We start from the raw sequence: 14346 nt of genomic DNA, 5'->3' as shown, positions 1-14346 counted from the left end.
TCGAACTTTATTCTAAAAATGTGGTCTGAAACATGAGAGGATTAAAGGATTTGATCAATCTTTTTTCAAAAAATAAACTATATCGTATTGATAAATCAACGTTCATAGCGTTTTTTTAATCAAAATTTTTATAAGGCAACACTTGATTTTCAACCCCTCTAAGGGACCCCTAAACGGGCTAAGCAAGACGACCAACGGCCATTTCATATTGAGTATTACAAAGAATAACAGGAGGTTTAATTATGCTATTTCTTAAAAGGTTAAAAAAGTTATTTCTATCACTCATGCTGGTGAATGTAGCCCTGGCGGGTGTAGTAGGCAGTACTTCGGCAGAAAGCTCTGCAGCAGGGGCAGAAAACACTACGGAAGATCCTATCTTCAGCTTCATGTCAATGTCGGACACGCATAGCGATACGGGTAAAACGGCTAAAGCTGTAACGGAGGCTAAAAATAATAATGCCAGTGCAATCGTTTTAGCCGGGGATATAACCAATGTCGGGGATAGCGGTGAATATGACGCCATAAAAAAGGCTATCGATTCTGTAAAAGATCATCCGCCGGTGTATTATGCAATGGGAAATCATGAATATGATTGGCAGTCGGATTATAATGTAGCGAAGAACAGATTTATAGAAAAGGCAGAAATACCAGAAAAGAAGGTGTATTACCACCGGGAAATACAAGACTATGACTTTATATTTTTAGGGTATGATACGAAACCGTCCTATTATGCGTATATGTCCGACGAACAGTTAGCCTGGTTTGAACGCACGCTTGCTGCAAATGCTGAACCGGACAAGCCGATTTTTGTGTTCATGCATGAGCCTATTCACCAGACCGTATCCAAGTCATATTCTTCGAATGGTTATTATCAAAGAACTGCACAGGATCAGGAGTTCCGAAAAATCCTTGAAAAATATCCACAGGTTATTTTAACAACAGGACATCTTCACGACGATACTAAGATACAAGGCAACATGTTCGCGGATAAATTCACTGCATTAAGAGACGGTGCCGTTTTAAATAGTCAAGCTATGATGTTTGATGTATATAAAGACAAGGTGCATATAAAGGGAAGGGATATAACTACAAAAAAAACCATATGGGAAGGTACTATGAGTCTGCACCCGAATACAACCGGCATGTTTGAAGCCGAGGATAGTGTGTTCGCAAATGCAACCTCTGGCAACGACATAAATCCGTCCGGCGGCAAGTATGTGAATATGAACCATGGAAGCGCATATATCGAGTCGCTCAAGGTTGACGGAGGAGCTTCTGGCGGCAATAAAATATTGAAAATAAGGTATGCTACCGATGCTGCCAATGCTACCAAGGGAATATATGTAAATGGAGCCAAAGTACAGACGCTCAGCTTTCCGACTACCGGAAGCATGAGCTCGTATAACGAATTGGCGGTACCTGTTGAGCTGAATCCGGGTCCAAATAACAAGATCGTCATACAAAGCGATGGCAACGCAGCGGGCGTGAACATAGATAAAATCCAAATTATGGATGGTAACAAACCCAGAAATATGTGGGGATTTAACGGCAATGGCAACGACAGTATCAAGAATGGGATTAATGCAACCTTGCATGGAAGTGCTGCCTATGATAAGACGGATAAAATGGAAGGTTCCGCTTCACTCAGCCTGAACGGTGCTGACGGTAATTATGCAAGTGCAGATCTTGTATCCAACAAACAGAACAATTTAACGCTAACAGCCTGGGTGAAGTGGAATGGCGCAACTTCGGGATCGCAGCAGATCTTGTCCAATGGCGATGGCCTTAGCAACGGTTATTCCATCGTGCTGGATCATGACAAGGGAGATAAGGTATCAATCGCGATCAACGGTCAGACGATCCTGGGATCGCAGACTGCTTTGACTCCAGGACAATGGACCAATATTACTGCGGCAAGAAGAAGCGGCACCTGGGAGCTTTATATCAATGGCAAGAGCACACCGGTAACCAATAATACAACAGATCCTTCTAAGCCAACAACGGGAACGTATATCGGTGCAGACAGCAGAGGCCAACAAAGCTTCAATGGACGTATTGATGCAGTAAGGGTTTACAATCAAGCATTGTCTACAGATCAGATCATGGCAATTGCCAACGAGACTTCTGACGTTAAGTTGCAAAGCATCGAAATAACTAAACTGCCAACAAAGTTGAATTACCTGCTGGGAGATGGGGTGAATATAGACGGGCTGGTTGTGACAGGCACTTACAGCGATGGAACAACAAAAGTGGAGAACGTAACGGATGATAATATTACCGGCTTTAATAGTTCCACTCTTAAAGAAGGAGCACCAATTACTGTGACTGTAGGTGGAAAGACAGCCAGCTTTAATGTAAATATTTTAGATGTAATGCCTGGTTCAGCATCGGTGCCAGGAAGGATAGAAGGTGTAAACTACAATTCGAAAAAACCGGATTCTGTATTTAGAAATTTTCCGAATAATGATGGCGGACGCGCATGGATAGTGACGAGTATAGAAAAAGACGACTGGATGGAATATAACGTAGATGTGGCAAAATCGGGATTCTATCAAGTAAATTACAGGGTGGCAACATGGCGTCCGGCAGAGGTTGAATTCCAGGTAGATGGAGTACCTCAAACGAGAACCCCATTTTCAACCGGGAGTTGGAGATATGACACTTTTTCTGATACGGTCAAACTGAGTGAAGGCTCACATAAAATAAGGCTGAATTCAAATACAGGTTTTTGGAGATTGAACTGGTTTGAATTGACAGAGGTTCAAGAAAAAAAATTGAACAGCATCACAGTACCTGCACCGGTAACAGTGCCCATCGGAACGGCCAAAACAGCGGCAGCTCTTGGATTGCCCGAAAAAGTAGCCCTTGTAACCGATGGGGGAAATGTGGATGCCAGTGTGAATTGGGATGTAAATAGTGCAAACTACGATCCAAGTGCCACGACGGCGCAGACCTTCACGGTAACAGGAGAAGTAACTCTGCCTATTGGAGTCACAAACCCGAACAACGTCCCATTGACAATAAGCATGAGCGTAACTGCAAAGCCTGCCGAACTAGCAGCCCACTGGAAGTTCGATGAAGGCACCGGTACAACCGTCGGCGATGCTTCAGGCAAAGGTAACACCGGAACTTTGGTTAACAACCCGACTTGGAACAGTTCGGGCAAGATCGGCGGAGCGCTTGCTTTCAGCGGCGGCTCAAGGGCCGAGTTCAGCTCTTCGGCAACTTTGAATCAAACGGGTAACGAGTCCGTATCGTTTTGGTTCAAGACTTCTCAGCCTGCAGCAGGCACCGTGAGCATTTTCCGTCATTCTAACCGTTTCACGGCCCTTCAGTTGGCCGGGGGTCAAGCTCGCGCGGCCTATTGGACCAATGGTTCATCCAGTTATAAAGCGCTGAGTTTTCCATGGACCTACAACGATAACAATTGGCATCATTATGCGGCTACCTACGATCAGGCACAGGGGCTGAAGATCTATGTCGACGGTAACTTAGTGGCAAGCAAAGCAACGGATGTCGGACCGCTTCCGACTGTAACGAGTAAAATCGTGCTGGGAGCCACTGAAACCGGCGGAGAAGCTTACAATGGACTGCTGGACGACGTTCGCGTATATAGCGGCGCATTGACTCAGGACCAAGTAACGCAATTGAGTGATCAACAACTGCCTACGACAACGGACAATGCGCCAAGCGGCTCAGTCAATTAAGATGTCACTGTAACCTTAAGCGCGAGCGATACATTGACACAATTACGATTCGCTCAAGGGATTAGATTTAAACTTTGATGAAAAGAGGTCCCGCGGCAAAATATTTGCTGCGGAACGCTCAATATTTAGATACTCAATATTTAGACACTCAATATTCATTGACACAATTACGATTCGCTCAAGGGATTAGATTTAAACTTTGATGAAAAGAGGTCCCGCGGCAAAATATTTGCTGCGGGACGCTCTATATTTAGACCTCAATATTTATTGACACAATTACGATTCGCTCCAAGGGATTAGATATAAATTTTGATGAAAAGAGGTCTCGCTTTGAAAATACGTGCATTCCTGTCCTTGTTCATAGTCACCTTAATATTTTGTGCGAATGCCAGCACTTCATTTGCCCATACCGTCAAAAGTCAAGGTTACTCGATTTTAAACATTAAAGGGAAAACGATTGACTATGAACTTTTTCTTGATCAAATAGACATGCTGGAACAATTTGATACCAACAAGGATAAATATCTGGAGAACGAGGAACTGTCCTCGCAGAAAGAAAGAATCGAAGCGGTATTACAGAAAGATCTTCGTATAGAGGTGGATTCGAAGCCCTTAACGATGGAAATGCTTTCGATGGAGGTGACAGAAAAGGCTTCCCATATCGGCGTATTGTTTAAACTAAGGTTAACCGCCGATGAAGCGATCGAACAATTTAATCTTCATTACAATCTGATGTTTGAAGATTCGCCTCTTCATACGAATGTACTTTTGGTCCATTCAGGGGAATTTTTCTATCAGAATATTCTTGATACCAAAAATAAAGATGTTCAGATCACCATTGCTCAGCCTGAAAGTGAATCCGTCCTATGGAAATACTTTGTTCTTGGAATCGAACACATTTTGACCGGGTACGATCATTTGCTGTTTTTGTTATCCTTAGTATTAATTGCATCTCGCTACAAGGATGCGTTGAAAATTGTTACTGCTTTTACAATCGCCCACAGCATTACACTGTTCTTGGTGGCCACCGACCGTATTCAGGTCAGTTCGCATTGGGTCGAAGCCTTGATTCCCCTGACGATCTGTTATGTGGCAGTGGAAAATATGTTTGTTCAACAGGCGAAATGGCGGTGGCAATTGACGACCTTATTTGGCCTGATTCACGGTATGGGTTTCGCCGGGGCTTTGGCCGAAACGGGACTTCCAAAGAGCAATCTGATTGGCTCACTCCTGACGTTTAATTTAGGTGTGGAAACAGGCCAACTATTGATCTTATGCCTATTACTGCCCCTCTTGATATGGCTGCGAAGGTTCCCATGGTATCGTAAAATGATGATTTCAACGTCTTGCCTTATTTTTGTTTTAGCATTTTATTGGTTGATTCAACGTCTGCAGTAAACCATAGCCCAAAACATGAAAAGATGGCCAACCATATGGCCTGGAAGGCTCGAGAAGTGAAATCTTTTTATTTTGTCTTTGTGGTTACCCTACAAATTGAGCCATTCCTATGAGGGGATGCGTAATGCAAGTTTACAATACGTTTGTTATTTTGAATATTCGTTAAATCCTGTCTATACAGGATTTAAATTTTGAATTATATTGTTATAACATAATATCAATATATTGGTATTACAAAATGTTTACATTGGATTTACACTCTATTAATATCTATCACTTACCATTAAACAGAAAGCAAATTTGATTCTGAAGGGGGGGTTAAAATAAAGTTCGGCCGTTTGTAAAAAAGTTGCACCGTTTATAAAAAAGATTGATTAAAATACAGTACATATTTTATAAGAACATTGATAAATCAAGATTTATGAATATTTTTTGATCGAACTTTATTCTAAAAATGTGGTCTGAAACATGAGAGGATTAAAGGATTTGATCAATCTTTTTTCAAAAAATAAACTATATCTTATTGATAAATCAACGTTCATAGCGTATTTTTAATCAAAATTTTTTATAAGGCAACACTTGATTTTCTACCCCTCTAAGGGACCCCTTAACGATAAGGACCTTACAGTCGGCTTCCGAATTATTGAGAAAAACGGTCGCTAAGGGTCAAATTGGAGTGTCTATGTTCCAGTAGAGTAGAAGCAGAGAAGAACAACAATCAATATACTTTGAAGGATGTCAAAGCTGGTAAAGCCTATGATTTTGTAGTCAAAGCGGTGGATGAGCGCGACAATTCAACTCCTAGCTTCATAAACACAATGTGGAGATAGGAAGAAAGGGTTCAAGCCCTTTGTTTGTGAGAGATTCCAGATGTTCGGAAAGTAAAGTCCGATTTTGTAAGATCTGTTCAGTGGGAGAAAGCGAAGAATGGAGTCCGATTTTAGCTGAGGATGTGCTACAAGTGAATCAAAAAATGGCATCTTCATAACCAAAATGTAATTGTTTTTTTACATTAGTTAAATAAAACCTATATATTAACCCTGTACAATTATGCTTGAGATCTAAGAGAGGTGAGGATGAAATGAGAAAGGTATCGTTCATGTTGGCTGTTTTGGTTTTAGTTGTGTCACTATCATCTTTAGTCGGGAATGCTTTTGCCGAAGAGCAGGAATTCCCGCGCGGAGTATCGGTTAATGTCAATGTTATGTCTTATAATATTCATCACGGCGAAGGGGTAGACGGCGTTTTGGATTTGGAACGAATTGCACGTATCATTGAAGAGGGGGAAGCCGATATTGTTGGTCTGCAGGAAGTGGACAACCATTTTTCCGACCGCAGTGACTTTCAAGATCAGGCAAAATGGCTGGCAAACCGGCTTGGAATGTTTTATACCTATGCTGCAAACCTTGATTACAAACCGATAAATGAAGGTGAGCCACGTCGCCAGTATGGGACAGCCATTTTAAGCAAGTACCCAATTTTAAAATCTGAAAATCACCTGCTGCCGAAAATTGGAAATACAGAACAGCGAGGACTGTCGGAAGTGACCATCAACGTGAAAGGGAATCACCTTCATGCTTATAACACACATCTATCACATCTGACTTCAGCTGAACGCCAAATCCAAATGGAGGAAATTATCAAGATTACTGGTGAATCAAAAGGGCAAAAAGTTATTATGGGTGATTTAAATGCGACACCTGAAAGTAACGAAATGAAGCTAATGTATTCCAATTATATTGATGCATTTGTAAATCAAAATGAGGCATACACTTTTCCTGCGGAAAACCCAACAAAAAGAATCGATTATATTTTTACCTCAAATAATATTGAAACAAATGGTGCCCGAGTGATTGACACTCCTGCATCAGATCATCTTCCATTGATGACTACGATTGTGCTGGATCGGGCTGAACCTTTTAATAATGGAGAAAAGTAATTTGGGGTCCCTTCGCTTTTTGCGAGGGGCTTTTTTAAAACGTGCTATCTGTCAGGTATCACCGAATTAATACATTTTGAAGGGAGTAGAAAGAAGAAAATAGTCAATGGTGGCAACATATCCGATATCATATAGGCTTACTCCTTACTTATCCGCCTTGCGTTTATTATGGTTCAAAACGGAAAAAGTATTTATTCTAAGAGTGAGTTAGGAAGCATTTGGGAGCATAAATTTAAAAAGATAGCCAATTTACTCCCAAAAAATTAATAGTACCTGTCGTCTTTACTTATTAATAACATACAATCAATAGCCAATTATACATAGAGTGGAATCTTTATGGAAAATCCAATATACTTGGATAGGATATTTATAGGAGAGGGGAGGATAAGGGATATGTCGAATTTACCAAATTGCCCAAAGTGTCATTCTGAATATACATATGAAGATGGAAGTCTATTGATTTGCCCGGAGTGCGGTCATGAGTGGAGTTTAGAAGCTGCCTCGGTGGAAGAAGAAAGAGTCATTAAAGATGCAAATGGAAATGTTTTAAGTGATGGTGATTCGGTAACGGTCATTAAAGACCTTAAAGTAAAAGGCAGTTCCTCGACGCTAAAGCAAGGAACAAAAGTAAAAAATATTCGTTTAGTTGATGGAGACCATAATATCGACTGCAAAATTGATGGTTTTGGTGCAATGAGCTTAAAGTCTGAATATGTAAAAAAAATATAAAAAATTGGCGCTCCTTAGTTAGGGGCGCCATATATTTTTCCTAAAAATCAATGTTGTCAGGATCTGGACCGACTCGGTAATTTTCATTCAGACCACTGATTTTGTCCATATCTTCTGTCGTCAGCTCAAAATCAAATATCGTTGAGTTCTCGATAATTCGATGCTCTTTCGTTGATTTTGGTATAGTTACAACGCCATTTTGCAAATCCCAGCGTAAAATAACTTGAGCGACCGTTTTGTTATATTTATTGGCTAGTTCCTTTAGTAAAGGATTATCAAATAATTGACCCTGCATTAAAGGGGACCAAGCTTCAAATTGAATGCCATGTTGGCCACAAAAGGCTTTAACCTCTTGCTGCGTTAACCGTGGATGGTATTCTACTTGATTGACCATTGGTTTTATTTCTGCATCCTGCATTATTTTTTCAAGGTGGTGGACTTGGAAGTTACTAACACCAATCGCTTTTACTTTTCCTTCTTTATAAAGAGTCTCTAAAACACGCCATGCTTCACTATATTTATCCTCTTTAGGCCAATGGATGAGGTAAAGGTCAAGATAATCAAGACCTAGTTTTCTTAAGCTAGTTTCGTATGCCGCAATCGTAGATTCGTAACCTAAATCAGAATTCCAAACCTTTGAGGTAATAAATAATTCTTCTCTCGTAATACCGTATTCATTGATAGCTTCGCGAATCGCTTGCCCAACACCTTCTTCATTCCCATAAATAGCTGCGGTATCAATACTGCGGTATCCTTGTTTAATCGCAAATTTAACAGCATTCACTAATTCGGGACCTTCTTCGACTTTAAATACCCCAAGACCAAACCAAGGCATTTTTACACCATTATATAAAGTAATTGTTGCTTGTAAGTTGTTTGTCATTTTATTGAACCTCCAATTTTTGATTTGAAAAAGAACACTTGTTGACTGTAAGGGTTTCGTCTTTTTGTTCAAGTTTTCGACTCCAGCCTGTAAGAATTACGGCACCGATAACCATTAGCGCTCCTATCCAAGAGGTATGAATGAGTCCGATTGAATCTGTTATGACACCACCTAAATAGGAACCTATTGCAATTCCTGCATTAAAGGCAGCGATATTTAGGGCAGAAGCCACGTCTACGGCGCTTGGCACATACCGCTCTGCCAGCATGACCACATACACTTGTAAACCGGGTACATTCATAAAAGCAAGCATCCCCATTAAGAAAATTGTGACTAATCCTGCCATTTTAAAAGGTGCTGTAAATAGTAAGATAAAAAGGACCACGGCTTGAGCGATAAACATATAAAATAGGGCCTTAATTGGATTTTTATTCGCTACTTTTCCACCAATCATGTTCCCGATTGCGATCGCTATTCCGTATCCAAGAAGAATGGCTGCGACAGTTCCTTCATTAAAACCTGTGATTTCCTGGAGGATAGGAGATAGATAAGTAAAGACAACAAACGTTCCTCCATACCCTAAGGCAGTAATGATAAATACTAGTAATAAGCGGCCATTTGTCACTAATTTGATTTGATCCCGAAAAGATGATATTGTCCCTTTTCGTAAAGTTGATGGAATCAGGATACTATTCGCAAGTAATGCGATTACTCCGACAACAATAATGATGATAAATGCGATTCTCCAGCCAAATTGTTGGCCAATAAAGGTACCAAATGGTACACCCGTTACCGTAGCAACCGTGAGTCCGGTAAACATAATCGATATGGCGCTGGCTCTGCGATTTTCTGGTACTAAATCAGCTGCGATGGTTGAGCCGATTGACATAAAAATACCATGTGAAAGGGCAGATATAACGCGTGCCACAAGAAGTACACCGATGCTCGTAGCACTTGCAGCCAGCCCATTCCCGATTATAAAAATGACCATGATCCAAAGTAATAAAGATTTACGTGACATACTAGAAGTAAGAGATGTCAGAATGGGTGCCCCGAAGGTTACACCAAGTGCATATAAGGAAACCGTTAAACCGGCGGTTGTAACGGGTATTTCTAAGTCATTTGCAATTAATGGTAAAAGACCGACACTGATAAATTCAGTCGTACCGATTGCAAAGGCACTAATGGCTAATGCCAGCAGCGCAAACGTACTTTGCTTATTATTCAAAGACATGTTGTCTCCTCCTTAAAAATTAATAAGTATTTGATTTCGATTTGCTTGTTGCAGCTCAATCGATAAATGTTATTATGAGATATAGTGAATCATTAGTGAAGTACGCACTTTGAAGTGATATAGATACTTATAAGTAATATAGGTACTTTTTAGTTCCTATTAATGAGGAGGGAAATTGCGTATGAAACCAAAGAAATACAATATATCTGTAGAAGCGACGTTGGAAGTGATTGGCGGCAAGTGGAAGTGTGTGATTCTCTGCCATTTAACCCATGGCAAGAAACGAACGAGTGAATTAAAACGCTTGATGCCGGATATTACACAGAAGATGTTAACGCAGCAATTGCGAGAATTAGAGGAAGATGGTGTCATTAACCGAATCGTTTATAATCAAGTTCCGCCAAAAGTGGAGTATGAGTTAAGTGAGTATGGCGAGAGTTTAGAAGGCATCTTAAATTCACTTTGCACATGGGGAGAAAAACATATTACCAAAGTGTATGGCAGTTTGGATGTCTTAGAAAAGAACGTACTAAATGAACATCTAAAATAAAAAATGGGCGCTCCCTATTTCAGGGAAGCGCCTTATTTCTTAAATAATAAATACATAAAGTAGGGAGCTCCAATTAATGCGACCATAATACCGGCGGGGATTCCTGAAGATCCCATGATGTTACGACCAATGGTGTCAGCAAACACTAATAGCCAGCCGCCAATTAAGATGGCAATCGGAATAAATAATTGATTTCGCGGTCCTACTAATGCTTTTGCTATATGTGGAGCCATTAATCCGATAAAGGTAATTCCACCTGTAACCGAAACAGCAGAGGCTGCCAGGGCAACGGCGGTAATGAGTAAGACAATCCGTTCTTTTTCAATTGATACGCCGACGCCGATTGCTACCGGTTCACTAAGGCTGAGAAGGTTCAACCGGTTGGCTTTGTATAAGGTAAAAGGAAGAAGGACAATGAGCCAAGGGAGTAGTGCCCAAATAAATGGCCAGTCTGTTCCCCAAATATTTCCTGCTAACCATTTCGCAATAAAATCAACTTTTGCCCTTTCTGCAGATGATATAAGGACAATCATCGCTCCGGAGAGTGCCATCGAAAAGCCGACCCCAATCAACACTAACCGTACAGGCTGAAGTCCTTCGGTTTTGCTATAAGCGAAAAGATAGATGAGGATGGCTGTTAGCAATGCGCCGATAAATGCAACTAGTGGAAGCATGTAGACAAAGGAACCTGAATCTATCGGAAAAAACAAAAAGAATACGGTAACGGCGACACCTGCACCAGAATTAATCCCAATAATCCCAGGGTCAGCTAAATCATTACGGGTAATTCCTTGTAAAATAGCACCGGATAAGGCCAAGGCCATCCCAGCTAATAGGGTAATGATGATTCGCGGTAAACGAAGAGAAAATAACACGAATTCCTCTTTGAACGTACCTTGTCCTAGAAGGGTTGGAATCAGCCTATCATAGGAAAGAGAGGAATAACCCAGACAAAGCCCAATGACGATTGTAACGATAATAAGTGCCAGTAAAAAACAGAGAATGAATCGTTGTTTTATAAGTAACGAGGGTTGGATCATGAGAATGCTTTCCCTCCTTTACGGACAATCACAAGGAAGAAAGGTAACCCCAGTGTTGCCACAATTGCGGCGACTGGTGTTTCAAAGGGAGCATTAATTGTCCGACCAAGTGTATCGGCAAAAAGCATAAAGGTGGCACCAGAAATAGCGGACATTGGGAGTATATACCGATAATCAGTTCCAACCATTGCACGAACCACATGGGGAACCATTAAGCCGATAAATGCCATATTTCCAATAAGGGCAACAGAAGCCCCCGCTAATAAAATAATTGCAATAAAGAGGATCACCTTTATTTGCGTTGTTTTTTGACCTAAACCAACGGCAACTTCTTCATTTAGGCTAAGAATTGTGAGCTGTCTTGAGAGAAATAGAGAAACCAATAAACCTAGAATGATGAAGGGAACAATGACTTGGAGCTGTCCCCAGGTGGTACCAATCATTCCTCCAGCAGTCCACATCGAGACATTTTTTGATATCTTAAAATAAATTCCTATTCCTTCTGCAATCGCGTAAAGAAAAGCAGAAACAGCTGCTCCCGCTAATACAATCCTCAGTGGAGAAAAGCCGCCTTTTTTCATCGCTCCAATCCCGAAAACCATCGTAGTTCCGACTGCTGCTCCAATAAAGCAGGCAATGGTAATACTGAAATAGTTTGCTGTTGGGATAAACGCGATGATGATTGCGAGTGCTGCATTTGCACCCGCTGTTAAGCCAAATAACCCTGGGTCAGCAAGAGGATTTCTAGTAATTCCTTGCATAATCGCTCCTGAAACAGAAAGAGCCGCACCAACAACGATTGCGGCAACCTCACGTGGCAAGCGTATTTCACGGATGATTGAAATTTTTTCCCCTTTGGCATCTGAAAAAAGCGCATGCCATACATCTTGAAGTTTGATATCCGCTGCACCCATGATCATGGAAAGAACTAACATCACTAAAAACACAAGAATTCCGATAATCAGTTTATATCCAAAAGGAATAGAACGTTGTTTTTCATTCGTCATAAGTCTCTCATCTTTTCTGTCATAGAATAGGGGAAGAGGAATTCTGTGTTAGAATCCCTCAACAAAACTAGTTTCCTAAAAATGATTTTTTGAAGAATTCCAGCTGCTTTTCGAGTGTAACAGGGTCACTGAAGCTTGCACCATTGCCATTCATTTCGAATACGTGATTGTTTTTCACTGCTGGAATGTTTTTGTACGTTTCGGTTTCTTGGAAGGAGGTATCCGCGTCTGAGTATTTACTCAAGATTACGTAATCTCCGGCATACTCAGGAAGTACTTCTGCAGATAGGGTTGAATAACCAGCTTCCTCTGCCACTGCTTTTACTTTTTCAGGCATTTTTAGTTTCATTGCTTGATAAAGGATTTCTGTTCCGCGTGCCCAGTTGCTGCCGAATACATAAAGATCCTTTCCGTAGCTTTCCATGACTGAAACGGTCGCGTCCTCGCCAATTTTTGCACGAATTTCTTCGCCAGCAATTTCAGCTTCTTTCTTGAATTCATCAATCCATGCTTGTGCTTCTTTCTCTTTATTTAATAGTTTTCCAATTTCTAAGTGTTGTTTTAAATAGTCTACTTTCCCCCATGTATATGTAACGGTAGGAGCAATTTTACTTAACTTATCTAAGTTTTTAATATTGGATAGACCAATGATTAAGTCTGGTTCTAATTCGATGATTTTTTCTAAGTCTTCATCGGAAACTTCTGCGACATCTTTCATTTCTTTTTCAAATGTCGGGTTATTCTTTGACCAGACATCGACTCCGACGACATTTACGCCTAAATCTATTACATTACCAGTGAAGCCAGAAAGCAATATGACGCGCTTCGGGTCTGCAGGAACTTCAACCGGCCCATTTTCTGATTGGTAGGTAATTGTTTCAGATTTCTTTTCATCTGGTGCTGCACTTTCCTCTTTTGTTGAAGTTTGTGTTCCGCATGCACTAATAATTAACGCTAAGAGCAGAATAAATGGCAGAAGTAGTTTTTTCATCTTTTGTTTCTCCTTTTAGTAGATTGTAAGTTATACACATCGGTTTTTTCGTTCTTGGATCATGTCCGATTACAGCATCAATATTAAATACCTTTTTAAGCACTTTATGGCTGATTACTTCATCACACGTTCCTGCCTTGACAATTTCACCGGTTTTTAACGCGATGATATTGTCAGCAAAACGGGCGGCTTGGTTTAGATCATGAAGGACCATTACGATTGTCCGTTCCTGCTCCAAATTTAATTTTTGTAAAAGTTCTAAGACCTCAAGTTGATGGGCCATATCTAAATAGGTGGTCGGTTCATCTAAAAAGATAATTTCCGTTTCTTGTGCAAGTGCCATCGCAATCCAAACACGCTGACGCTGCCCGCCTGACAGGGCGTCTACGGGACGAAACTTAAAGTCTATTGTTCCTGTGACTTCAAGAGCCCAGTCAATCACTTCATAATCCTTTTTTGTTAAGCGACCGAAGCCCTTTTGATAGGGAAAGCGCCCATAGGATACGAGCTCTCCAACCGTTAATCCACTTGCACTTTCTGGTGTTTGTGGAAGGATGGCCATTTGTTTAGCAAGAAGCTTTGTGTTTACTTTTGATATATCCTTTCCGTCCAACAGGATGGATCCCGATTGGTGGGAGATGATCCGAGTAATTGCTTTCATTAGTGTCGATTTTCCACAGCCATTCGGTCCGATGATGGTTGTTATCTTCTTATCTGGAATATCAATACTGAGATTTTTAACAATTAAGTTTTCACCATAACCAATGCTTACGTCATTTGTATGTAGGCGAACCATTGTTAGCCTCCTTTTTAGTTGATAATGATTATCAGTATCACTGCTTTCAAATATAATTGCCGCGATTTTGAA

Annotated in this window: 11 protein-coding genes and 1 pseudogene; 6 read left to right on the top strand and 6 right to left on the bottom strand. The window is 40.7% G+C overall.

What is annotated here, in order from left to right; genetic code table 11:
* Window positions 1–242 precede the first annotated feature (242 nt).
* From TR08_RS30280 to TR08_RS11560, 5 genes and pseudogenes are all read left to right on the top strand, one after another.
* The gene (locus TR08_RS30280; RefSeq protein WP_052427426.1) at window positions 243–3707 is read left to right on the top strand and encodes a LamG-like jellyroll fold domain-containing protein; all 3465 of its coding nucleotides are present in this window, start codon (window positions 243–245) and stop codon (window positions 3705–3707) included.
* A 330-nt stretch (window positions 3708–4037) separates the two neighbouring features.
* A complete protein-coding gene (locus TR08_RS11570; protein WP_045518339.1) occupies window positions 4038–5105 on the top strand; it encodes a HupE/UreJ family protein in 1068 nt (355 codons plus the stop codon).
* Between the two features lie 819 nt (window positions 5106–5924).
* Window positions 5925–6078 (top strand): annotated as a pseudogene (locus TR08_RS34170) (IS91 family transposase); the annotation flags it as partial.
* Window positions 6079–6186: 108 nt separating this feature from the next.
* A complete protein-coding gene (locus TR08_RS11565) occupies window positions 6187–7044 on the top strand; it encodes an endonuclease/exonuclease/phosphatase family protein (RefSeq protein WP_045518338.1) in 858 nt (285 codons plus the stop codon).
* Window positions 7045–7437: 393 nt separating this feature from the next.
* Window positions 7438–7773, top strand: a complete 336-nt coding sequence (locus tag TR08_RS11560; protein ID WP_045518337.1) for a zinc ribbon domain-containing protein YjdM — start codon at window positions 7438–7440, stop codon at window positions 7771–7773.
* Window positions 7774–7813: 40 nt separating this feature from the next.
* On the opposite strand, the gene TR08_RS11555 is transcribed toward TR08_RS11560, so the two are convergent.
* Both TR08_RS11555 and TR08_RS11550 read right to left on the bottom strand, forming a co-directional pair.
* Complete coding sequence (locus TR08_RS11555) at window positions 7814–8656, bottom strand: aldo/keto reductase (protein WP_045518336.1); 843 nt, start codon at window positions 8654–8656, stop codon at window positions 7814–7816.
* Between the two features lies 1 nt (window position 8657).
* Window positions 8658–9890, bottom strand: a complete 1233-nt coding sequence (locus TR08_RS11550) for an MFS transporter (protein WP_045518335.1) — start codon at window positions 9888–9890, stop codon at window positions 8658–8660.
* Window positions 9891–10071: 181 nt separating this feature from the next.
* Here TR08_RS11550 and TR08_RS11545 point away from each other — a divergent pair, with 181 nt between their 5' ends.
* Entirely contained in the window at window positions 10072–10440 is a 369-nt protein-coding gene (locus TR08_RS11545) for a winged helix-turn-helix transcriptional regulator (protein WP_045518334.1), read from the top strand.
* Window positions 10441–10472: 32 nt separating this feature from the next.
* Here the strand turns inward: TR08_RS11545 and TR08_RS11540 are convergent, their stop codons facing one another.
* The 4 genes from TR08_RS11540 to TR08_RS11525 all read right to left on the bottom strand — a co-directional run bounded on the left by TR08_RS11540 (window position 10473) and on the right by TR08_RS11525 (window position 14274).
* Window positions 10473–11480 (bottom strand): FecCD family ABC transporter permease, encoded by a 1008-nt coding sequence (locus TR08_RS11540; protein ID WP_045518333.1) that lies wholly within the window; start codon window positions 11478–11480, stop codon window positions 10473–10475.
* A complete protein-coding gene (locus tag TR08_RS11535) occupies window positions 11477–12487 on the bottom strand; it encodes a FecCD family ABC transporter permease (RefSeq protein ID WP_045518332.1) in 1011 nt (336 codons plus the stop codon). The genes TR08_RS11540 and TR08_RS11535 overlap by 4 nt, the downstream gene beginning before the upstream one ends.
* 67 nt (window positions 12488–12554) lie before the next feature.
* The gene (locus tag TR08_RS11530) at window positions 12555–13478 is read right to left on the bottom strand and encodes an iron-hydroxamate ABC transporter substrate-binding protein (protein ID WP_045518331.1); all 924 of its coding nucleotides are present in this window, start codon (window positions 13476–13478) and stop codon (window positions 12555–12557) included.
* Window positions 13429–14274 carry an ABC transporter ATP-binding protein gene (locus tag TR08_RS11525; RefSeq protein ID WP_045518330.1) on the bottom strand — a complete coding sequence of 282 codons (846 nt, stop codon included), beginning with the start codon at window positions 14272–14274 and terminating at the stop codon, window positions 13429–13431. The genes TR08_RS11530 and TR08_RS11525 overlap by 50 nt, the downstream gene beginning before the upstream one ends.
* Window positions 14275–14346: the final 72 nt, after the last annotated feature.

It is taken from the genome of Neobacillus niacini (assembly GCF_000759675.1).
GTDB lineage: Bacteria > Bacillota > Bacilli > Bacillales > Cytobacillaceae > Neobacillus > Neobacillus niacini_A.
This window is presented reverse-complemented; position numbering and strand designations above follow the sequence as displayed.

Excerpts from the sequence above, each read along its gene's own strand:
- TR08_RS30280 (WP_052427426.1), top strand. The coding sequence starts at position 243 with ATGCTATTTCTTAAAAGGTTAAAAAAGTTATTTCTATCACTCATGCTG.
- TR08_RS11565 (WP_045518338.1), top strand. The coding sequence starts at position 6,187 with ATGAGAAAGGTATCGTTCATGTTGGCTGTTTTGGTTTTAGTTGTGTCA.
- TR08_RS11560 (WP_045518337.1), top strand. The coding sequence starts at position 7,438 with ATGTCGAATTTACCAAATTGCCCAAAGTGTCATTCTGAATATACATAT.
- TR08_RS11555 (WP_045518336.1), bottom strand. The coding sequence starts at position 8,656 with ATGACAAACAACTTACAAGCAACAATTACTTTATATAATGGTGTAAAA.
- TR08_RS11550 (WP_045518335.1), bottom strand. The coding sequence starts at position 9,890 with ATGTCTTTGAATAATAAGCAAAGTACGTTTGCGCTGCTGGCATTAGCC.
- TR08_RS11545 (WP_045518334.1), top strand. The coding sequence starts at position 10,072 with ATGAAACCAAAGAAATACAATATATCTGTAGAAGCGACGTTGGAAGTG.
- TR08_RS11540 (WP_045518333.1), bottom strand. The coding sequence starts at position 11,480 with ATGATCCAACCCTCGTTACTTATAAAACAACGATTCATTCTCTGTTTT.
- TR08_RS11535 (WP_045518332.1), bottom strand. The coding sequence starts at position 12,487 with ATGACGAATGAAAAACAACGTTCTATTCCTTTTGGATATAAACTGATT.
- TR08_RS11530 (WP_045518331.1), bottom strand. The coding sequence starts at position 13,478 with ATGAAAAAACTACTTCTGCCATTTATTCTGCTCTTAGCGTTAATTATT.
- TR08_RS11525 (WP_045518330.1), bottom strand. The coding sequence starts at position 14,274 with ATGGTTCGCCTACATACAAATGACGTAAGCATTGGTTATGGTGAAAAC.